Origin of the sequence: Micromonospora sp. NPDC049559, from assembly GCF_040676675.1 — a bacterium.
Taxonomy (GTDB): domain Bacteria; phylum Actinomycetota; class Actinomycetes; order Mycobacteriales; family Micromonosporaceae; genus JBFAPK01.
Map to the genome: position 1 here is coordinate 1 of NZ_JBFAPK010000012.1, position 18,418 is coordinate 18,418.

An 18,418-nucleotide genomic window follows, 5' to 3' on the forward strand; every position below is an offset into this window, starting at 1 on the left:
GCCCGACCACGCGGCCCACACAACAGCACCACCCGCCGCGCACCCGCCGCCACCGCCCGGATCGCCGGACCCGTCACCAACACGTCCCCGGCCGAGTCCGGCCGGGCCACCAGCACGCAACCGCGCCGCCGCCCGGCGGGCGGCCGGTCGCGGTCCCGCACGGACTCGCCGGCGGCCAGCCGCTGGCGGCGCAGGATCAGGTCGACGGCGCCGTTCAGGTCCCCGGCGACGGCCGGGGCGGCGGCCACCTCCTCGGCCCGGGTCACCGGGGTCGGCACCAGAATGCCGCTCGCACCCGCCGCGCCGGCGGCGACCATGTCGGCCCCGATGTCGCCGACCAGTACGCAGCGGCCCGGCACCGTCCCCAACGCCGCCGCCGCGTCCCTGATCATCCCCGGCGCCGGCTTGCGGCACCCGCAGCCGGCCGTCTCGTCATGCGGACAGACCTGCCACGTGTCGAACGGACCCAACAACTCCTCGACCCGCGCGTTCACCCGCGCCAACTGCCCACCCGAGAACAGACCCCGCGCCAACCCCGACTGGTTCGTCACCACCCCCAGCCGCAACCCCGCCGCCCGCAACCGGTCCAACGCCACCCGCACACCCGGCAACGGCCGCACCTTCTCCGGATCACCGTTGTACGGCACGTCCTCCACCAACGTGCCGTCCCGATCCAGCAGCACCGCGTCGAGCAGGCCCGCACCACGACCGGGCACCGCGTCGAGCCGGCCCGCACCACGGCCGGGCAACGCGTCGAGCGGACCCGGGCCGGGGGCGGACGCCGCGCCGGACAGGTCCTCACCACGGCCGAGCAGCGCCCCGCCGAGGTCGACGCCTATCGCGTCTGACCTGCGCTGATGCGGGTCGACCTGGCCGTTTCGCACGCCGGGCGGGTTCCCCTCGGGGCAAGGAGTAAACCAGGGCGGATTAGCCCGCCGGTGGCTGGGTATCGGCTTCCAGGTGCTGACGGTTCAGAACGTGACGACCGGACCCGTACGGCGGGTCCGGCAGGCAAATCGGGGCCTCCCGGCGACCCGGATCGGGGGGTGCGTCCGATGACACAGAACGTAGTGATCACCGGGGCCAGCGCGGGCGTGGGCCGGGCCGTCGCGCAGGCGTACGCCCGGCGCGGCGCGTGCCTGGCGCTGCTCGCGCGCGGTACCGCCGGCCTGGCCGCGGCCGCCGACGAGTGCCGCGAGCTCGGCGCGACCCAGGTCGTCACGCACCAGCTCGACGTGGCCGACGCGGACGCGGTCCAGCGGGCGGCGGACGCCGCCAGCGACGAGTTCGGCGGCATCGACGTCTGGGTGAACGACGCCATGCTCTCCGTCTTCGCCCCGACCTGGGAGATCACCCCGGCCGAGTTCCGCCGGGTGACCGAGGTCAACTACCTCGGTACGGTGCACGGCACGCTCGCCGCGCTGCGGCACATGCGCCCCCGTGGCCGCGGCACGATCGTGCAGGTCGGCTCGGCGCTGGCCTACCGGGGCATCCCGCTGCAGTCCGCGTACTGCGCGACCAAGCACGCGGTCCAGGGCTTCAACGACTCGCTGCGCGCCGAGCTGCTGCACAGCTCGCCCGGGGTGCGCCTGTCGATGGTGCAGCTACCGGCCGTGAACACGCCGCAGTTCTCCTGGGTACGCACCCGGCTGCCCCGCCACCCGCAGCCCGTACCGCCGATCTTCGCCCCGGAGGTGGCGGCGCGGGCCGTGCTCTGGGCCGCCGACCACGGCGTACGGGAGCTGAACGCGGGCGGCCCGACGGTGCTCACCCGGCTCGGCAACATCGTGGCGCCGGGGCTGCTGGACCGCTACCTCTCCCGGCGGAAGGTGGGCTACGAGGGGCAGCAGACGCCGGACCCGATCGACCTGTCCACCTGGCGGGACAACCTCGACAAACCGGCCGACGACGAGCGGGACCACGGCGCCGAGGGGGTCTTCACGTCCACTCAGCGCACCCGCTCGGCCACGCTCTGGGTCACCACCCACAAACCGCTGATGGGCGCGGCGTTCGCCGCCGGAGCGGGGCTCGCCTGGGCGGCCCTGACCGCCCGCCGCGCCCGCTGAACCCGCCGTACCCGCGGCGCGGAGCAACGTGGTTTGTCGACGTTCATCACTCGGTTGGCCGACGCGCCACGCACGGTTACAGGTAGAGGTGGTACACAGGTAGTGCCCGGCACCACGGGGAGGCCCATCGCCTGGAACCGGGATGTGACTACCCTCTCCACTGACCGTTGTCGGCCGACCGAGGATGACCGAGATGATCGAACCCGTACAGCTTCCCACGCCCTGGCGGGACGCGCGCCTGACCGTCGTCGTCCCCACGTACAACGAGGCGGGGAACCTGCCTGTACTGGTCGAGCGGCTGCTGGCCCTCCCCCTGCCGGGACTGAGCATCCTGATCGCCGACGACAACTCCCCGGACGGCACGGGTGAGGTCGCCGACAAGCTGGCGATCGAGCACCCGGACCGGATCCGGGTGCTGCACCGCCCGGGCAAGGAGGGGCTGGGCCGGGCGTACGTCGACGGCATCGGCCGGGCGCTCGAGGACGGCGCCGAGTTCGTGGCGCAGATGGACGCCGACCTGTCGCACCCGCCGGAGGCGCTGCCCGGCATGCTCGGCGCGCTGCTCTCCACCCAGGCCGGCGTGGTGATCGGTTCACGCTACGTACCCGGCGGCGAGCTGGACGAGGCGTGGCCGTTCTACCGGCGCGCGCTCAGCGGCTGGGCCAACTTCTACGTACACACGCTGCTGCGGGTACGCATTCGCGACCTCACCGCCGGCTTCAAGATCTGGAAGGCGGACGCGCTGCACGACATCGGCCTCGACCGGGTGCAGTCGAACGGCTACAGCTTCCAGGTCGAGATGCACTACCTGGCCACCCGGCTCGGGCACACCATCCTCGAGGTGCCGATCCGGTTCCAGGAACGCAACGAGGGCGAGTCGAAGATGACCACCGCCACCAAGATCGAGAGTGCGCTGATGCCGTTCCGGCTCCGTAGCCGGCATCGCAACATTTCTCGGTAGTCACGCTTTGGGGGCGGGGCCCGCCGTCCCGGCGAACCCCGTCAGGCTTGATGTCTCCGCCGGATGCGGCGGGCCCCGCCCTGACCGGGAGACGTCCGTCGGGACGGTGCGCGCGCGGGTCGCGGCCGGGCATCAGGCGGGGGTACCCGGCTACCGGGCTGGCGCCTCGGGTCGGGTGACCGGGGGTCCGGGTCAGGCGGGCGTGAATCGCGCCGCGTCGGCCACGACGTAGCCGTCGGTGGCGTCGGTGCGGATCAGGACGCTGCCGGCCGCACCGGCGGCGAACGTGAAGGTGCCGAGCGCCACCCACTGTCCGCCGGCGGTGCGCTGGTCGACGGTACGGGTGGTGACGCCGCCGGCGTGCACGACGTCGACCGGTACGTTGCTGGCCCGGTTCTCGTGCGCGGTCCAGCGCAGGTGGACGGTGTAGTCGCCGGCCCGCGGCAGGGACGGGGTGAACCGCAGCCGGTTCACCCCCTTGCCGGTGTTGTCGTCGTGCTCGTAGTCCGGACCGAGGTAACCGCCGATCGAGGTGCTGCGCAGCCAGGTGCCGGCGCGGGTCACGCCGCTGGCGGCGGCGTTGTCGACGATCACCTCGCCGGGGGTGACGGGCGGCCACTCCAGGTACTGACCGTCCTGCCGCAGCCGGGCCTGCAGCGAGGGCACGTCGACGCGCTGCACCGGCCGGTTCGCGGCGGTGGCGAGCGCCGCCGCCGTCGCCGCGGACTGCCCGAGGATCATGAAGACCGGTTCCATCCGGATCGAGCCGTACGCGATGTGGCTGGCCGAGAGGCAGACCGGTACCAGCAGGTTCGCGCACTGGGTCTCGGTCGGCACGATCGAGCGGTAGCTGATCGGGTACGGGCCGGGGACGCCGACCTGCACGTCCCCCTCGTTGCGGACCAGGCCACCGACCACCACCCGCTGGCAGTTGTGCGAGTCCATGGTGTAGCTGGCCAGGCCGACCGAGTCCGCCACCCGGACGGCGCCGCGGCAGTCACGTTCGGTCATCACGTACGCGGAGACCATCCGGCGCGCCTCGCGGACGTAGAGCTGCGGTGACCAGCCGGCGGTCTCGGGGAAACCGTCCGGTGCGAGCCCCCAGGCGGCGGTGGCGGTACGTACCGACGCCGGCAGTCGCGGGTCGTTGGCGAGGAACCACATCAGGCCCTGCTGGTAGGCCAGGTGCTCGGCGGCGATCGACTCGCGGGCCGCGTACGAGGCGGCGGGGTAGGCGTAGTTGGCGCCGATGAAGTCCGTCGAGAAGGCCCCGTTGTTGTTGGAGTCGGTCCGCCCGTTGCCGACGCCGGTGGTGGTGAAGAACGGACCGGTGTAGCCGGCCTGCACGTAGCGCAGCAGCAGCTCGTACCGGGTCGGGTCGTAGCCGGCGGGCCGGGCGAACGGGATCCGGTCGGCCGACGCGGTCAGGCACATCCGGTAGTTGTACGCCTGGATCCGGTCGTCGCCGGTGCCGTTCGGGGCCACCGGACCGGCCGAGATGCCCGGAAGGAGCCCGCTGCCCGGGTTGCCCGGCACCACGTACGGGTCGACGGGGAGCGTGAACTGGTGCTTGTCGCGCAGTTGGACGCCGTTGACCGTCTCGCCGTACGCGCTGTTGGGCTCCCGCCCGACGGTGTGGGAGACACCGGCGCGGGCCATCAGGTCGCCCTCGTAGGAGGCGTCGACGAACATCGGCGCGCGGAAGACCTGCCCGTTCTCGGCCACCAGCTCGACGATCCGGTTGCCGGTACGGTTCACCGCGGCGAGCCGTACGCCCCGGTAGACGGGGACCGACGCCTCGGTGAGCAGGTCGTCGAAGACCGCCCGCGCGATCCGCGGCTCGAACGTGAAGCGGGCCGGCGAGGACGGGGTGACCGGGGTGCCCTGGTACTTCGCGTGGACCCGGCGGTAGAACTCCCCGGCGATGCCGCCGATCGCCCCGGCGGTGCCGGTGTCGGTGGCGCCGAGGCCGCCGGTGGTGAGGCCGCCCACGTGGTTGCCCGGTTCCAGGATCACCGCCGTACGCCCCATCCGCCGCGTCTGTACGGCGGCGGCGATGCCGGCCGGCGTGGCGCCGTAGACGACCAGGTCGACCTGGACCACGGCGGCGGCCAGCGCGGGCAGTCCGAGCCCGGCCGAGCCGGCGACGGCGAGGGTGACCCCGCCGAGGCGGAGCAGGTGGCGGCGGGTGAGCGGGCGCGGCATGGTGCGGCCTCCTCCTCATGGGTGGCAGGAGCGCGCCGCCGCACCTGGGCCTGTCCGACATCGACTCTCGTTGCCGCCGCCGGGCGCTGTCAAGACCGTCGCGGCGGCGGCGTCAGGATGCCCGGACCGGCCGGGTAGGGACGCGCTGACTCGGGCTGGGGTCGGGACCGGCTGACCGGTGGACGCGCTGACCGGCGGGGCAGGCGGACCCGCTGACCGGCGGGCCCGGGCCGCGGGGCGGCGGCCCGGGCCTCCGGGTCAGCAACCGCAGGTGTAGTACAGGATGTCCCAGTGGTTGCCCTCGTCGGTGTAGAGGTTGCCGGAGGGGGCGCGGTACTGGTAGCCCCAGCCGGAGATGTAGCCCACGTAGGTGTAGGCCGTCTGGATGTGGTTGTTCACGCAGCTCGTCTTCGAGATGTCCACCTTGTAGCCGTTCCAGTGGCTGTACGTGCCGCCGGCGTGCCCGGTCTCGGTGCCCGCGGTGATGGTCACCGCGCAGCCGCTGGCTCTCTTGAAGGTGATGATCCCGTCGATCGTGGCCTGCCGGATCCCCTCGAACGAGGTGCAGGTCGGGACGTTGCGGTCGCTGCACCCGCCGCTGGAGGTCCACGAGATGCCGGCGGCGGCGAGCTGCGAGGTGGCGCTGGCGTGCGTGATGGCGAAGGCGGGGGTGGCGAAGCCGAGCGCGGTGAGGGTGGCCGCGCAGGCCGCCAGGATCATGGTCAGTACGCGGCGCCGCAGGGCGGCACGACGGGTCGATGGCATGGTGGTCTCCCGTATCGCAGCAGGGGGTTAATTATTTGCAATGCAGGGGCCGGCCTCGAAGCTTTCTATCACGCATTGACGCATCGCCATAGATGAGAATTTCCACAATTCCGTCCGGCGGGCCCGGTCGGTGACGCGACGGGAAGCCACAGGTGACCTTCGGGGTACCGCCGGTGTGGCGGTGACCGGTGCGTTCGCCTCGGCCGGGAATGACACATCCGGACCGGTCAGAAGCCAAATGCCGAGCTGCTACGCGTGCGGCGGCTAATGGTGCGGTGCGCCCGCGACTGGCGCGAAAGGCTCCGGGATGAGCAATTACCGACGAATAGTCGGTGCGGGTAATGGGCCGGAAATGGATATGAACGCGCGGGAATGGAGGCACCCGGGCGTGTCCGCGCCCGCCGGACCGGCGCGCCGGTCAGCGGTAGATCGCGCGGTGCGCGGCGCCCACCGCCGCCGCGTACGCCCCGCCCGTGACGGCCCGGTCGCGGGCCAGGGCGGCGCGGGCCGCGTTCGCCCCCGGCGCCCCGTGCACACCCCCGCCCGGATGGGCCGACGCGGAGGCCAGGAAGAGCCGGTCGACCGGGGTGTCGGCCCGCCCCAGCCCGGGCACCGGGCGCAGGAAGAGCTGCTGGTACGGCGCGGCCGTGCCGCCGCCCAGCGCCCCGCCCACCAGGCTCGGGTCGCCGTCGGCCAGCCGCCCCGGCCCGGCCACGTACCGGCCCCGGACCAGCCGCCCGAAGCCCGGCGCGTACCGCTCCAGCTGCGCCTCCATCCGCTCGACGTGCGCGTCGATCTCGGCGGCCGGCCAGTCCCGGCGGAACGGCAGGTGGGTGTATCCCCAGAGCGACTCGGTACCGGGCGGCGACCGATCCGGATCAGCCGTGGTGAGCTGCCCGAGCAGCAGGAACGGGTGCTCGGGCAGCTCACCACGGCCCAGCCGCTCCGCGTACCGGCCCAGGTCGGCGAGGTCGCCGCCGAGGTGGACGGTGCCGGCGCCGGCCACCGCCGGGTTGGCCCAGGGCAGCGGCGCCGACAGGGCCCAGTCCACCTTGACCGTCGAGCCGTCCCAGCGGTATCGCGCCAGGTCTGCCACCAGCCGGGGCGGCAGCCGGCCGGCACCGACCAGGTCCAGGTAGAGCGCGGGGGCCGGCACGTCGGCGAGCACGGCGCGGCGGGCCCGCCAGTCCCGGCCGTCGGCGGTACGGACCCCCAGCGCCCGGCCCCGCGCCACCAGCACCCGCTCCACCGGCGCCCGGCAGACCACCCGCCCGCCCCGGTCCCGCAGCCGCGCGGTGAGCGCGTCGGTGATCCGCCCGGCCCCGCCGGCCGGTACCGGCCAGCCCACCTGCTGTCCGAGCATGGTCAGCAGCCAGCCGTACGCCGCCGAGCCGGCCTGGGCCGGGGCCAGGTCGGTGTGCAGGGCACAGCCCGCCATCAGCAGCGGGGCGCCCGGGCCGGCGAAGAGCTCCGCGCCGAGCGTGCTCACCGGCAGGAGCAGCCGGCGGGCCAGGCGCAGCGCGCCGGCGGTACGCAGCCGGCGGAGCAGCCGCAGTGCCCCGCGCACCGGCGGGAACGGCGCGAGGAGGGCGTCCAGCAGCGGCGCGGAGAGCCGCCGCCACTCGTCGTACGCGATCTGCCAGCGCGCCCCGTCCCCGGCGCCTAACGCCTCCACGGACGCCGCGGTCACCGCCGGGTCGCGGTTGAGCAGCACCGCCCGGCCGTCCGGCAGCGGGTGGGCGAGCACGTCCGGGGCGTGCCGCCAGCTCAGCCCGTACCGGTGCAGCTCCAGCCGGCGCAGCACCGGCGAGGCGAAGGCCAGCGGGTAGAAGGAGCTGTAGAGGTCGCTGAGGTAGCCGGGCGCGGTGACCTCGGCGGAGCGCACCGCGCCGCCGGGCGACCCGGTCGCCTCCAGCACCAGTACGTCCCAGCCGGCGTCGGCGAGCAGGTTCGCCGCGACCAGCCCGTTGTGCCCCGCGCCGACCACGATCGCGTCCGCGCCCTCCACCGGCGACGGACCGGACGCCGGCGGGGACGCTCCAGGCTGCGACACCCCGGCGCGGTACCCGCACGACAACCGGGCGAAACGCGTTTGTCCCGGTCAGACCGGGGCATCATCCGCCCATGTACGTGGTGCAGCAACTCATCGACGGAGCATGGGGCGCGGACGGGGACGCGGGCGAGCTGGTGGTCTGCGATCCGGCGGACGGCTCACCGGTCAGCCGGGTGCCGGTGGCCACCCCGGCGGCGGTCGGTACGGCGGTCAAGGCCGCCCGTACCGCCGCGACGAAATGGGGTGCCACCCCGGCGGCCGAACGCGCCGCCGCCCTGCGCCGGGCGGCGGACGCGATCGAGGCGAACGCCGACCGGCTCGCCGACGCGGAGGTGGCCGAGATGGGGCGCCCGATCGGCGGCGCGCGGGGCGGGGTGGCGGCCGGCGTGGCGACCCTGCGGCAGTACGCCGAGCTGGGGCAGATCCATCGCGGTCGGGCGCTGGCCGGCCAGCCGGAGGCGATCGACCTGATGGCGGTGCAGCCGCGGGGCGTGGTCGCCGTGATCACACCGTGGAACGACCCGGTGGCGGTCTCCTGCGGGCTGCTCGGCGCGGCCCTGGTGACCGGCAACACCGTGCTCTACAAGCCGAGCGAGCGGGCCCCGGCCACGGGCTTCCTGCTGGCCCGGCTGCTCGACGAGCAGCTGCCGCCGGGCGTGCTCTCCCTGCTCACCGGGGACGGTACGGTCGGCGCGGCGCTGGCGGAACAGGAGGTCGACGTGGTGGCCCACGTCGGCTCGACCACCACCGGCCGGGCCATCGCCGCCGCCTGCGCCCGTACCGGCGCGAAGGCGCTGCTGGAGAACGGCGGCAGCGACCCGCTCATCGTGGACGCGGGGGTCGACGCCCACTGGGCCGCCGAACAGGCCGCGCTGGGAGCCTTCACCAACTCCGGACAGCTCTGCGTGGCGGTCGAGCGGATCTACGTACACCGGTCGCTGGCCCCGCAGTTCCTCACCGCGCTGGTCGAGCGCGCGGAGTCGCTGCGGGTCGGGCCGGGGCGCGACCCGCTCGTGGAGATGGGCCCCCTGGTGGACCTGCGGCACCGCGAGCACGTCGACGCCCAGGTACGGGCGGCGGTGGGCGAGGGCGCGCGGCTGCTCGCCGGCGGCGCGGTGCCCGAGAGCCCGGGCGCGTTCTATCCGCCGACGGTCCTGGCGGACTGCACCGACGGGATGGCGGTGATGCGGGAGGAGACGTTCGGCCCGGTGGCGCCCGTGATGGTGGTGGAGTCCTTCGACGAGGCGCTCTCCCGCGCCTCGTACTCGCCGTACGGGCTGGCCGCCACCGTACTGACCGGGTCGATGTCGAACGCGCAGCGCGCCTGGCGGGAGCTGCCGGTCGGCACCGTGAAGATCAACGCGGTCTTCGGCGGCGCGCCGGGCGGTGCCGCGCATCCGCGCCGGGGCAGCGGCGAGGGCTTCGGGTACGGTCCCGAGCTGCTCGACGAGCTGACCGTGACGAAGGTCGTGCACCTCGGAGCGCCCGGGGGCGGCGCCGCCTCCTGGTAGGAGCCGCCGGAGGAGCCCGTACGCGGAACCGGGCCCGGACCGTGATCACGGTCCGGGCCCGGTCGCCGTTCTCGCCGCCGGCGCCGCGTCGCCGCCGCTACGGCCGCCTCGCGACGGGTGCCAGCCGACGGGTGCCGCTCAGCGGCGTCTGCCCCGGCCGCCCTCGCGGGCCTCGGCGGTCTTCCGGTTGTTCGCCTTCTGGATGGCGCTGACCAGTTCGGCCTTGTTCATCCGGGAACGCCCCTTGACGTCGAGCTTCTTCGCGACGCCCAGCAGGTGCTCCTTCGGCGCGTTGGCGTCCACCCCACCCGCGGTGGGGGCGCGCCGCTCCGGGCCACCGCCGGCCGCCTGCTCGTCGCTGGGGCCCTTGCGCCCCTTCGACTCCCAGTGGTCGCCGACCTTCTCGAACTGGTTCTTCACGGCGGCGAACGCGGTCCGGTGGGCCCGCTCGCCCTCGCCGTACGTCTCGACCGCCGAGTCGTGCGTCTTCGCCCAGGTCCTCTGGGCCTTGTCCGGCGAGCGGCGCAACGTACTGGGCAGGACCTCACGTCCCGGCATGATCTTCCTCCTTCGCGTCGGAAGCGCGCGATGCCTCGTCGGAATGCGTTCCCGGCGCCACCACCGAGCAAACCCTCCCCTCCCCTCGCCCCGCCCGGCGCGGGGTTTGTCCGGTTCGGCGCGCGGGTACCGGGCTGCCCAAACGGCACGCCGGTACCCGGTAGCGCAGGGAGTGGGCATGGCAGCGACGACGAATCCCTCGACTCCGGCCGCGGAGGGCACCGGAACGCCGCCGCGACCACTCGCGGTCCCCCGCCGGCTGCGGCAGCTGAGCTGGTCGACCTGGCGCGGGATCCTGGTACGCAGCGTCAAGGGCTTCCTCAACGACAACTGCGCCGACTGGGCCGGGGCGCTCACCTACTACGGCACCCTCGCGCTCTTCCCGTCGGCGATCGTGATCGTCGCCCTCGTCGGTCTGGTCTCCAACGGCGACCAGACGGTGGACCTGGTCACCGGGCTGGCCCGGGAGGCCGGCGCCGGATCGGTGCTGGCCAGCGACGGTTTCATCGACATCGTCAGGGGCGTGGTGGACCAGCGCAGCCCGAGCCGGGTGCTGCTCAGCTTCGGCGTACTCGCCGCGCTCTGGTCCGCGTCGGGCTACGTCGGGGCGTTCACCCGCGCCTCGAACGCGATCTACGGCGTCGAGGAGGGCCGGCCCTTCTACAAGCTGCGCCCGTTGCAGCTCGGGCTGACCGCCGTCGCGCTCGTCCTGCTCGCGGTCGTGGCGACGGGGCTGATCCTCAGCGGGCCGGTGGCCGACGCGGTCGGCGACGCACTGCACCTCGGGAACGCACCCCGAACGGTCTGGTCGATCGCCAAGTGGCCGGTCCTGGTGGCGATCATCATGCTGCTGCTCTCGCTGCTCTTCTGGATCGCGCCGAACGTACGCCAGCCCCGCTTCCGGTGGCTCACCGTCGGCGGCGCGGTCGCACTCGTGGTCTGGGCCCTCGCCACCTTCGGCTTCGGCTTCTACGTCAGCCGCTTCGCCTCCGCGTCGTACGACCTGACGTACGGCAGCCTGGGCGCCGTCATCGCCTTCCTGGTCTGGCTCTACCTCTCCAACTGCGCCCTCATGCTGGGCGTGGAAATCAATGCCGAGGTGCAGCGCGGCCGGGCCCTGCAGGGCGGCGCCACGGACGTACGGGAGCCGGTGCTGCGGCCGCGTACCCCGGCCGATTCCTGACCGGCGCGGGTTTACCGCCGCTACCCAGGGGTAGCGCAACAGACATGGAACGGGGCAACAGCAAGCACGGTCCGCGGCTCGACGACGAGATGAGCCGGGAGACCGCCAGCACCGTAGGCAACACCGCCGGCTCGCGCGCCGAGGAGTGGCGCCAACCCGAGCCGGCCGGCGAGGACCAGCCGGAACCGACGCGGGCGCCCCAGAACGACACGCGCAGCAGCGCGCCGAAGGGGATGACGCCCGCGGAGGTCGAGCAGCGCAGCCGGCTCGGGCGCTACATCAGCCTCTCCGTTCTCCCGGCCGACCGCAGCGCGCTGCGCAGCAACGCCGAGGAGAACGAGGCGCCCGACGACATCCTCGCCGCGCTGGACCGGCTGCCACCGGACCGGGAGTACCAGACGGTCTCCCAGGTCTGGGCGGCGCTGGGCCACGACAACGAGACGCAGCGGTGGTGACCGGGCCTCCCCCGGCCGGTCGCGACAGGAGAAGAAGGAGGAAGACCAGATGAGTGGGGTTATGGAGAGCGTCGACGTCGCCGTCCCGGTACGGGCGGCGTACGACCAGTGGACCCAGTTCGAGGAGTTCCCCCGCTTCATGGAGGGCGTGCAGGAGGTGCGGCAGCTCTCCGACACCATGACCCACTGGAAGGTGGAGATCGGCGGCGTCACCCGCGAGTTCGACGCCCGGATCACCGAGCAGCTGCCCGACGAGCGCGTGGCCTGGACGTCGACCGGCGGTACCGAGCAGTCCGGGGTGGTGACCTTCCACCGGCTCGACGACAGCCACACCCGGGTCACGCTCCAGATGGAGTTCCAGCCGAAGGGCGCGGTCGAGGGCGCGGGCGACAAACTGGGCGTCGTCGACCGGCGCGCCAAGGGGGACCTCAAGCGGTTCAAGGAGTTCATCGAGGGACGCGGCGGCGCCGAGACCGGCGCCTGGCGTGGCGAGGTCAACCGCCCGCAGCCGTAGCCTCCCCAGCCGACTCGCACGGTGGCCGCCGGATCGCTCCGGCGGCCACCGCCGTCCGCGGGTACGGCTCGGCACGGTCCGTGCGTGGCGCCCCGGTGCTGTCCGTGCGTGGCGCCCCGGTGCTGTCCGTGCGCGGCGCCCCGGTGCTGTTTGCGGGCCCGGCCGGCGGGTACGGCGATAGGCATGAGCGACGAGAGCAGCAGCATCTGGCGGGACGAGGAACGGATACCGCTGCGGGACCTGGAGCGGGCGGTCGGGGTGCCCTCGAACGACGGCCAGCTCGACGACGTGACCGGCAACGACGCGGGCTACGAGTCGGCCTTCGGGCACGGCGCCGAGGCCGCCGACGGCAACGCCGGCCCGGAGGGCGGCGGGCGCGAGATGACCGACGACCAGCGGGCGTACCGGCCGTCGACGACGGGACGCAACGGACCGCACTGACCCGTACGTCCCGTCGCCGGTCCCCCGCACCACCGCGAGCTGAACCGGACGACGCCGCGGGCCGGGTACGTCGTACCCGGCCCGCGCCGCGTCCGCCCGGTCAGTCCCGCGCGACCGAGGGCCGGCGGGCGGTGGCGGCGTGCAGGGCGATGAGCAGCAGGGAGAGGATGAGCAGCGCCGGTCCGAGCGCCCCGACGCCGAAGCGGTCCAGCACGAATCCGATGGTGGTCGGTACCAGCGCGCCGCCGAGACCGGCCGCGCCGATCTGGAGGCCGATGGTCCGGTCGGCGTGCGCGGTACCGACCCGGTCGGCCGTACCGAGGGTCAGCAGCGGGAAGACCGGCGCCGCCCCGAACCCGATGATCGCCAGTCCGGCGACCGCGAGCCAGGCGGGCGCGGGTACGGCCACCAGCAGCGCGCCGAACGCCATGCCGACCAGGCTCCAGCGCAGCACCCGGGCCGGGCCGAGGCGCTCGGCGACGATTCCCTGTACCACCCGGCCGGCGAAGAGGCTCCCCCAGTAGCCGGAGACGCAGACGCCCGCGACCGTGGCGCTCAGCCCCCGCCCGTCGGTGAGCAGCAGGAACGCCCAGAGTCCGCTCGCCACCTCGATGGCGACGTAGACCGCGAACGCGGCGATGCCAAGCCAGACGGCGGGCAGCCGCAGCGTGTCCCGCACCGGCACCGGGCCGACCGGGATGGTCGGGGCGGGGACCGGGCCGCCGTGACCGGTCCCCTCGGCCGCCGGCCGGTCCGCCCCGGACGCGCCACCCCGCTGGTCCGCCCCGGACGCGCCACCCCGCTGGTCCGCCCCGGACGCGCCACCCCGCTGGTCCGCCCCGGACGCGCCGCTCCGCTGGTCCGCCCCGGACGCGCTGCCGCGTCGGTCGTCCCAGGTCCGGGCGTTCAGGACGAAGGCGAGCGCCAGCAGCAACTGCGCCGCGGAGACGATGCCGTACCCCCACCGCCAGGAGAGTCCGGAGCCGAGCACGCTGGTCATGATCAATGGGCCGATCGCGACCCCGAGCCCGAAGAAGGCGTGCATCCAGTTCATGTGCCGGGGCCCGAACATGGTGGCGGCGTACGCGTTGAGTCCCGAGTCGATCGCGCCGGAACCGAGCCCGAGCAGGAGCGCGCAGCCGACGGTCACGGCGAGTACGGGAGACACGGCGTACCCGGCGAGCGCGAGGCTGGCCAGTCCGGTACTGCCGGCGAGCAGCAGGCCGACGCCCAGCCGCGCGATGCTGAAACCCGCGGCGATGCTCGAGGTCAGATAGCCGGCGGTACCGGCGGTGAGCAGGAGTCCGACGGCTTCCGTCGGTACCCGGAATTCCGACCGGATCGACGGCCAACCGACGCCGAGCAGGCCGTCGGGCAGGCCGAGGCTGACGAAGGCGAGGTAGGCCAGGACGAGCAGGGAGAGGCGGGTGGCCCGCGGGGCGGTCGGCACAACTGTCGATCTTGCCCGACCGGGGCGCGCCGGGCCAGCCCGGACGGCCGGCGACGGGACCGGGCCGTCCCGGACCGGATGTGCGCCGACGTGAACGCCGCTGATCCAGACTGATGGGGCCGGTCGGCGGAACCGGGCCAGCATCGGAGAGGCGGGAGGGCTGACGGCGCGATGTCGAGCAACGGCACGATGTCGAGCAACAGCGCGATGCCGAGCAACCGCGCGGGCGGCGACGGCCGCGGTACCCGGACCGGCGGGCGGCACGCGAAGCCGAAACCGCCCCGGCGGCTCCGGTCCGGCCGGCTGGCGCGGGTCGTCCCGATCGTGGCGGTGGTCGTACTGCTGCCGCTGGTCAGCGTGACCTGGCTGGCCGGACGGCCCGGTGAGGCCGGGAGCGGGTCGCGACCCGTACCGGACGACGAGCCGGCGGCCGAGGCGCCGGCGGTACCGGAATCGGCCGGGACGGACGCGACCGTGGCCGCGTCGGCGACGCCGGTGGCGGCGCCGGGCGGGCCCGCCGGTGCGCCCGTCCCGGGACCGAACCCCGGCGCGGTCCAACCGGGCGGTCAACCAGGCGGACAGCCCGGCGCGCAGCCCGGTCGGGCGACGGCTACCCGCGCCGCGCCGGCCACCACCAAGCCGCCCGCCGCACCCGCCCCGCAGCTGCGCCTGACCCCCCGGGTGGACTGCCCGGACTGGGGCGTACACCTGCAGGGCTCGGTCGCCAACGCCGGCGGGAGGGCCATCGACCGGGTGCAGGTCTACCACGGCGCCGTCGGCTCGACGCCCGCCGACACCTTCTGGCTCAGCCCCGGCGGCGGCTCCGGCAGCTTCACCGATTCGGCGATCGAAACCTGGGTACCGAACTACAGCGGCGACCCGTTCCGCGACGGCGACCGGGTCTCCTGGCGGGTGACCGCCTACCTCGCGGGCGGCGCCACCGTCTCGGCGGAGGGGACGTCGTACCGGGGCAGCTGCTGACCGGCCCGCCGGCACCGTCCCCGATGGGTGTTCGGGACTGTTCCGAACAGTACGAGCAGGGGTTTCGCGGCCCTGGCGATGCCATCCTGACCGCATGCATTCGCTTGAGCACACGCACCTGTCGGTCAACCTCCTCGGACCGCTGACCGCCAGCCACGGGGGGCAGGCGATAGCCGCACCGGGAGGCCGTCAACGCGCGGTACTCGCGCTACTCGCGCTCGACCCCAACCACACCATCACCCGGGACCGCCTGATGGCGGAGCTCTGGACGGGTGAGCCGCCGGCGTCGGCGGCGGCGAACCTGCGCACGTACCTCTCCGGCGTCCGCAGATGGCTGGACCGGATCGGACCGCCGGGCGCGTACCAGTTGCAGCACGCCGGCAACGGCTGGACGGTCCGGCTCGGCCCGGGCTGCCGGATGGAGACCGACGTGACCGCCTTCGAGCGCGACTTCGGGCTCGGACGCACGGCGATGAAGTCGGGGCAGCACGCGGATGCGGTGGTGCCGCTGCGCCGCGCCGTGCTGGCCTGCCGGGGCGTCCCGCTGCTGGACGTACCGCAGGGCCCCGCGCTCGCGTCCCGGGCCTCCATCCTGCGGGCGCAGTGGCTCGCCGTCGTCGAGGACTACGCCTCGGCGCTGCTCGGCCTCAACGACCACGACGCCGCGCGCAGTCTGCTCTACGAGCACCTGGCCCGGCATCCGTACCGGGAGCGGGCCTGGGGGCAGCTGATGCTCGCCAGCTACCGGGCCGGGGACCCGGCGGCGGCGCTCGACACGTTCCGGGCCGCCCGGGCCGCGCTGGTCGAGGGGCTCGGCATCGAACCGGGTCCGCAGCTGCGCAGCCTGCACCGGCTGATGCTGCATCGGGACCCGGCCCTGGACGGCGGGGCCGCGGCCCGGCGCCGCGCCGGCCGGCACGCGCCGACCCCGGTACGGGCACGCGCCAGCTGAACCGAACCGGGGGTGACCGCGTCCGGAGCGCCGCGCAGGCGTGGGAGGACCGCCGCCCAGCGCGCCCAGCCCCGCGCCACGAACCCGGGCGCGGCGACGCGGCGGCGACACAGACGGACAGATCGGTAAGATTCGGCTGAACGGCCGAGGGGCGATCCGGATCGCGCGGGGCAGGATGGCGGGATGCATCAGGCTCCCGGATTCCTCTCCGCGCGCCAGCGCCGTCTGGCCTGGCTCGGCTTCGTGCTGACCGCGTTGCAAGCGCCCGTCTCCGCCCACCTCCTCGCCGACGACTCCTGGTTCTTCAGCGTCTGCGTGGCCCTCATGGTGGCGACCGTCATCATCGCCGACGACGCTCGCCGCCGGCGCCCGGCGGAGGCGGGTACGACGGAATAGCGGTAACGACCCTCATCTCCCGGCAATCTTGGTGCGGGCTGGCCCTCAGGAGGGCCAGCCCGCACCAAGATTCACGAACGGACCGCTGTCGACCGCGAGCGACGGTCCGGCACCCCGAACGGATCGACGTGCGCGGAGTCGTCCGGCTCCGGCTCGACGTCACCGACCCGGAGCAGGTCGCCGCGGCGGCGGCCACCGCGGCCGACACCACGCTGCTGATCAACAACGCCGGGATCGCCACGCGAAGCAACCTGGTCACGGGCGACCTGAGCCTGATCCGCCGGGAGATGGACACCCACTTCCACGGCACCTCGGCATGGTCCGGGCCTTCGCGCCGGGGCTCGCCGACAACGGCGGCGGGGCGGTCCTGAACGTGCTCTCCGCGATGTCGTGGTTCTCGTACGACGGGGCCAACGCGTACGGCGCCGCGAAGGCGGCGGCCTGGAGCCTGACCAACGGCGTACGAATCGAACTGGCCGGCCAGGGCACCCTCGTGACCGGGCTGCACCTGGGCGTCGCGGACACCGACATGAGCGCGTGGTACGAGGGTGACAAGGGCGACCCGGTCGACGTCGTCCGCGCCGGCCTGGACGGGATCGAGGCGGGCCGCCTGGAGGTGCTCGCCGACGCGTGGAGCGCGCACGTCAAGCGGTCCGTGGCCGGCGACCCGAGCGAGTTCTACTCCCTCGGCGCCGCCTGAGCCGAGGGCCGGCGTCGGGACGGCCCAGGCCGTGTTTTGGCTCAGGCGTCGGCGGCACCCGGCAGGTCCCGGGCCGGCGCGGTCCGGTCGGCGGCGTCGGGCGGCGGGATGATCCGGACCGGGTCGGGCGAGCGGGCGCCGCCCGTACCCGGTCCCCCGGCGGCCGGGCTCCAGACCGGCGGGGTGGGCGGCGTCGGCTCCGGAGCGTCGGGAGCGGGCCCGTCCGGCGCCGGGGAGGTCGGTACCGCCGGACCGGCGGGCACCGGCGCCGGGGACGCGAGCGGGGCCGAGGAACCGGGCAGGGCCGGAGACGCCACCGGGGCCGGGGGCGCGGGCGGGGTGGGCCGGCGCAGCCACCGGTCCCAGCGGCGCTGCATGGGGCGGACCAGACCACCGCCCACCCCGACCACGAAGACGCCCGTGGCGGCGGCGAGCAGCGCGATGAGCAGCGGCTGGGTCACGGTGGTGGCGATGCCGGCGTGGCTGAGCGCGGCGACCGTTCCGAGCATGACGATGAAGGCCGACAGCGCGCGCCCGAGCGGACGGGCGGACGGCCCGTCGCCGAGCAGACCGCCCACGAGGTCCCGGGCCGCCCGGGCGATGAGCACGGCCACCGCCACGATCACCACGGCCACCAGCGCCCGGGGCAGCCACGCCAGCACCTCCTCCAGCAGCACACTGACCGGGTTGGGCCCCCAGATCTCGAACGCCAACCGCAGCGTGACCAGCACGACGGCGAGGTGGGCCAGGCGCGGCAACAGGCCGTCGACCAGGTGCCGGGCCCGTCGTAGCAGGTCGCCCGCGGCCTCCGGGCCGGCCAGCCGCTCCCACCGGGTACGGGCCAGCGCGGCGGCGACGAGCCGGAGTGTGAAGCGCGCGACGATCCAGCCGAAGGCGAGGATCGCCAGGAAGGTGAGGGCCCGGGGAACGAAGTTCGCCAGCGCGACCCAGAGGTCCGTCAGCGCGGGCTGGGCATCGCGCGCCCCGACCCTGGGCATGCTCGTCACGGCGTCCTCCCCCGTCGCCTGGGCTGCCGCCGCCCGCATACCCCGCCGCCGCTGGGGCAATCCGGCGCCGCCACGGACCACGGACCGTGACGGGAACCCCGCCGGGGGCGCTTACATCAGTGCCCGCCCCGGCGGCAAGGGGCCGTTCCATACCAAACAAGAGGCCCTTCCATACCAAAAATGTCGTACCGGCAGGCGAGCGCCACCCGATTGGACCATT

At 74.3% G+C, this 18,418-nt stretch carries 19 protein-coding genes; 12 read left to right on the forward strand and 7 right to left on the reverse strand.

Translation table 11 applies throughout. The features are described 5' to 3' along the window. Nucleotides 1-716: HAD-IIIA family hydrolase (locus AB0J86_RS15540; RefSeq protein ID WP_363857726.1), on the reverse strand; the 716-nt coding region annotated here is incomplete at its 3' end. 339 nt (nt 717-1,055) lie between these two features. On the opposite strand from AB0J86_RS15540, the gene AB0J86_RS15545 reads away from it, so the two are divergent. Both AB0J86_RS15545 and AB0J86_RS15550 read left to right on the forward strand, forming a co-directional pair. Next, nucleotides 1,056-2,066 carry an SDR family oxidoreductase gene (locus AB0J86_RS15545; RefSeq protein ID WP_363857459.1) on the forward strand — a complete coding sequence of 337 codons (1,011 nt, stop codon included), beginning with the start codon at nt 1,056-1,058 and terminating at the stop codon, nt 2,064-2,066. Between the two features lie 193 nt (nt 2,067-2,259). Further along, entirely contained in the window at nt 2,260-3,027 is a 768-nt protein-coding gene (locus AB0J86_RS15550) for a polyprenol monophosphomannose synthase (protein WP_363857461.1), read from the forward strand. Nucleotides 3,028-3,219: 192 nt separating this feature from the next. On the opposite strand, the gene AB0J86_RS15555 is transcribed toward AB0J86_RS15550, so the two are convergent. From AB0J86_RS15555 to AB0J86_RS15565, 3 genes are all read right to left on the reverse strand, one after another. Next, nucleotides 3,220-5,232 (reverse strand): FAD-dependent oxidoreductase, encoded by a 2,013-nt coding sequence (locus AB0J86_RS15555; protein ID WP_363857463.1) that lies wholly within the window; start codon nt 5,230-5,232, stop codon nt 3,220-3,222. Nucleotides 5,233-5,490: 258 nt separating this feature from the next. After that, entirely contained in the window at nt 5,491-5,997 is a 507-nt protein-coding gene (locus tag AB0J86_RS15560; RefSeq protein ID WP_363857465.1) for a hypothetical protein, read from the reverse strand. Between the two features lie 418 nt (nt 5,998-6,415). Beyond that, on the reverse strand, nt 6,416-8,005 hold the full coding sequence (locus tag AB0J86_RS15565; protein ID WP_363857728.1) for an NAD(P)/FAD-dependent oxidoreductase: 1,590 nt from the start codon (nt 8,003-8,005) through the stop codon (nt 6,416-6,418). A gap of 116 nt (nt 8,006-8,121) precedes the next feature. Between AB0J86_RS15565 and AB0J86_RS15570 the strand changes: the two genes are divergently transcribed. Continuing rightward, nucleotides 8,122-9,561, forward strand: coding sequence for an aldehyde dehydrogenase family protein (locus AB0J86_RS15570; protein WP_363857467.1), 1,440 nt, complete (start codon nt 8,122-8,124; stop codon nt 9,559-9,561). A 138-nt stretch (nt 9,562-9,699) separates the two neighbouring features. Here AB0J86_RS15570 and AB0J86_RS15575 read toward each other — a convergent pair whose 3' ends face one another. After that, nucleotides 9,700-10,119, reverse strand: coding sequence for a ChaB family protein (locus AB0J86_RS15575; RefSeq protein ID WP_363857469.1), 420 nt, complete (start codon nt 10,117-10,119; stop codon nt 9,700-9,702). 178 nt (nt 10,120-10,297) lie between these two features. Between AB0J86_RS15575 and AB0J86_RS15580 the strand changes: the two genes are divergently transcribed. The 4 genes from AB0J86_RS15580 (at nt 10,298) to AB0J86_RS15595 (ending at nt 12,712) form a co-directional block, all read left to right on the forward strand. Further along, nucleotides 10,298-11,302 (forward strand): YihY/virulence factor BrkB family protein, encoded by a 1,005-nt coding sequence (locus tag AB0J86_RS15580; protein ID WP_363857471.1) that lies wholly within the window; start codon nt 10,298-10,300, stop codon nt 11,300-11,302. A 44-nt stretch (nt 11,303-11,346) separates the two neighbouring features. Beyond that, nucleotides 11,347-11,757: a DUF2795 domain-containing protein gene (locus AB0J86_RS15585; protein WP_363857473.1), complete on the forward strand. Its 411-nt coding sequence runs from the start codon at nt 11,347-11,349 to the stop codon at nt 11,755-11,757. Nucleotides 11,758-11,806: 49 nt separating this feature from the next. Then, nucleotides 11,807-12,271 (forward strand): SRPBCC family protein, encoded by a 465-nt coding sequence (locus AB0J86_RS15590; protein WP_363857475.1) that lies wholly within the window; start codon nt 11,807-11,809, stop codon nt 12,269-12,271. A gap of 183 nt (nt 12,272-12,454) precedes the next feature. Further along, nucleotides 12,455-12,712, forward strand: coding sequence for a hypothetical protein (locus AB0J86_RS15595; protein WP_363857476.1), 258 nt, complete (start codon nt 12,455-12,457; stop codon nt 12,710-12,712). 100 nt (nt 12,713-12,812) lie between these two features. Here the strand turns inward: AB0J86_RS15595 and AB0J86_RS15600 are convergent, their stop codons facing one another. Further along, nucleotides 12,813-14,162 (reverse strand): MFS transporter, encoded by a 1,350-nt coding sequence (locus tag AB0J86_RS15600; protein ID WP_363857478.1) that lies wholly within the window; start codon nt 14,160-14,162, stop codon nt 12,813-12,815. Between the two features lie 171 nt (nt 14,163-14,333). On the opposite strand from AB0J86_RS15600, the gene AB0J86_RS15605 reads away from it, so the two are divergent. The 5 genes from AB0J86_RS15605 to AB0J86_RS15625 all read left to right on the forward strand — a co-directional run bounded on the left by AB0J86_RS15605 (nt 14,334) and on the right by AB0J86_RS15625 (nt 17,191). Then, a complete protein-coding gene (locus tag AB0J86_RS15605) occupies nt 14,334-15,143 on the forward strand; it encodes a hypothetical protein (RefSeq protein WP_363857480.1) in 810 nt (269 codons plus the stop codon). Nucleotides 15,144-15,237: 94 nt separating this feature from the next. After that, nucleotides 15,238-16,095 carry a BTAD domain-containing putative transcriptional regulator gene (locus AB0J86_RS15610; RefSeq protein WP_363857482.1) on the forward strand — a complete coding sequence of 286 codons (858 nt, stop codon included), beginning with the start codon at nt 15,238-15,240 and terminating at the stop codon, nt 16,093-16,095. 183 nt (nt 16,096-16,278) lie between these two features. Next, nucleotides 16,279-16,491, forward strand: coding sequence for a hypothetical protein (locus tag AB0J86_RS15615; RefSeq protein ID WP_363857484.1), 213 nt, complete (start codon nt 16,279-16,281; stop codon nt 16,489-16,491). Nucleotides 16,492-16,619: 128 nt separating this feature from the next. Continuing rightward, entirely contained in the window at nt 16,620-16,862 is a 243-nt protein-coding gene (locus AB0J86_RS15620) for a hypothetical protein (RefSeq protein WP_363857486.1), read from the forward strand. Beyond that, the gene (locus AB0J86_RS15625) at nt 16,808-17,191 is read left to right on the forward strand and encodes an SDR family NAD(P)-dependent oxidoreductase (protein WP_363857488.1); all 384 of its coding nucleotides are present in this window, start codon (nt 16,808-16,810) and stop codon (nt 17,189-17,191) included. Before AB0J86_RS15620 ends, AB0J86_RS15625 begins: the two co-directional genes overlap by 55 nt. 41 nt (nt 17,192-17,232) lie before the next feature. On the opposite strand, the gene AB0J86_RS15630 is transcribed toward AB0J86_RS15625, so the two are convergent. Then, a complete protein-coding gene (locus AB0J86_RS15630; RefSeq protein ID WP_363857729.1) occupies nt 17,233-18,189 on the reverse strand; it encodes a hypothetical protein in 957 nt (318 codons plus the stop codon). Between the last annotated feature and the right edge of the window lie 229 nt (nt 18,190-18,418).

Bases quoted from the DNA above. Each gene is read 5' to 3' on its own strand.
- AB0J86_RS15610 (WP_363857482.1), top strand. From the start codon at position 15,238: ATGCATTCGCTTGAGCACACGCACCTGTCGGTCAACCTCCTCGGACCG.
- AB0J86_RS15560 (WP_363857465.1), bottom strand. From the start codon at position 5,997: ATGCCATCGACCCGTCGTGCCGCCCTGCGGCGCCGCGTACTGACCATG.
- AB0J86_RS15605 (WP_363857480.1), top strand. From the start codon at position 14,334: ATGTCGAGCAACGGCACGATGTCGAGCAACAGCGCGATGCCGAGCAAC.
- AB0J86_RS15615 (WP_363857484.1), top strand. From the start codon at position 16,279: ATGCATCAGGCTCCCGGATTCCTCTCCGCGCGCCAGCGCCGTCTGGCC.
- AB0J86_RS15555 (WP_363857463.1), bottom strand. From the start codon at position 5,232: ATGCCGCGCCCGCTCACCCGCCGCCACCTGCTCCGCCTCGGCGGGGTC.
- AB0J86_RS15625 (WP_363857488.1), top strand. From the start codon at position 16,808: ATGGTCCGGGCCTTCGCGCCGGGGCTCGCCGACAACGGCGGCGGGGCG.
- AB0J86_RS15550 (WP_363857461.1), top strand. From the start codon at position 2,260: ATGATCGAACCCGTACAGCTTCCCACGCCCTGGCGGGACGCGCGCCTG.
- AB0J86_RS15585 (WP_363857473.1), top strand. From the start codon at position 11,347: ATGGAACGGGGCAACAGCAAGCACGGTCCGCGGCTCGACGACGAGATG.
- AB0J86_RS15545 (WP_363857459.1), top strand. From the start codon at position 1,056: ATGACACAGAACGTAGTGATCACCGGGGCCAGCGCGGGCGTGGGCCGG.
- AB0J86_RS15580 (WP_363857471.1), top strand. From the start codon at position 10,298: ATGGCAGCGACGACGAATCCCTCGACTCCGGCCGCGGAGGGCACCGGA.
- AB0J86_RS15570 (WP_363857467.1), top strand. From the start codon at position 8,122: ATGTACGTGGTGCAGCAACTCATCGACGGAGCATGGGGCGCGGACGGG.
- AB0J86_RS15590 (WP_363857475.1), top strand. From the start codon at position 11,807: ATGAGTGGGGTTATGGAGAGCGTCGACGTCGCCGTCCCGGTACGGGCG.
- AB0J86_RS15630 (WP_363857729.1), bottom strand. From the start codon at position 18,189: ATGCCCAGGGTCGGGGCGCGCGATGCCCAGCCCGCGCTGACGGACCTC.
- AB0J86_RS15595 (WP_363857476.1), top strand. From the start codon at position 12,455: ATGAGCGACGAGAGCAGCAGCATCTGGCGGGACGAGGAACGGATACCG.
- AB0J86_RS15575 (WP_363857469.1), bottom strand. From the start codon at position 10,119: ATGCCGGGACGTGAGGTCCTGCCCAGTACGTTGCGCCGCTCGCCGGAC.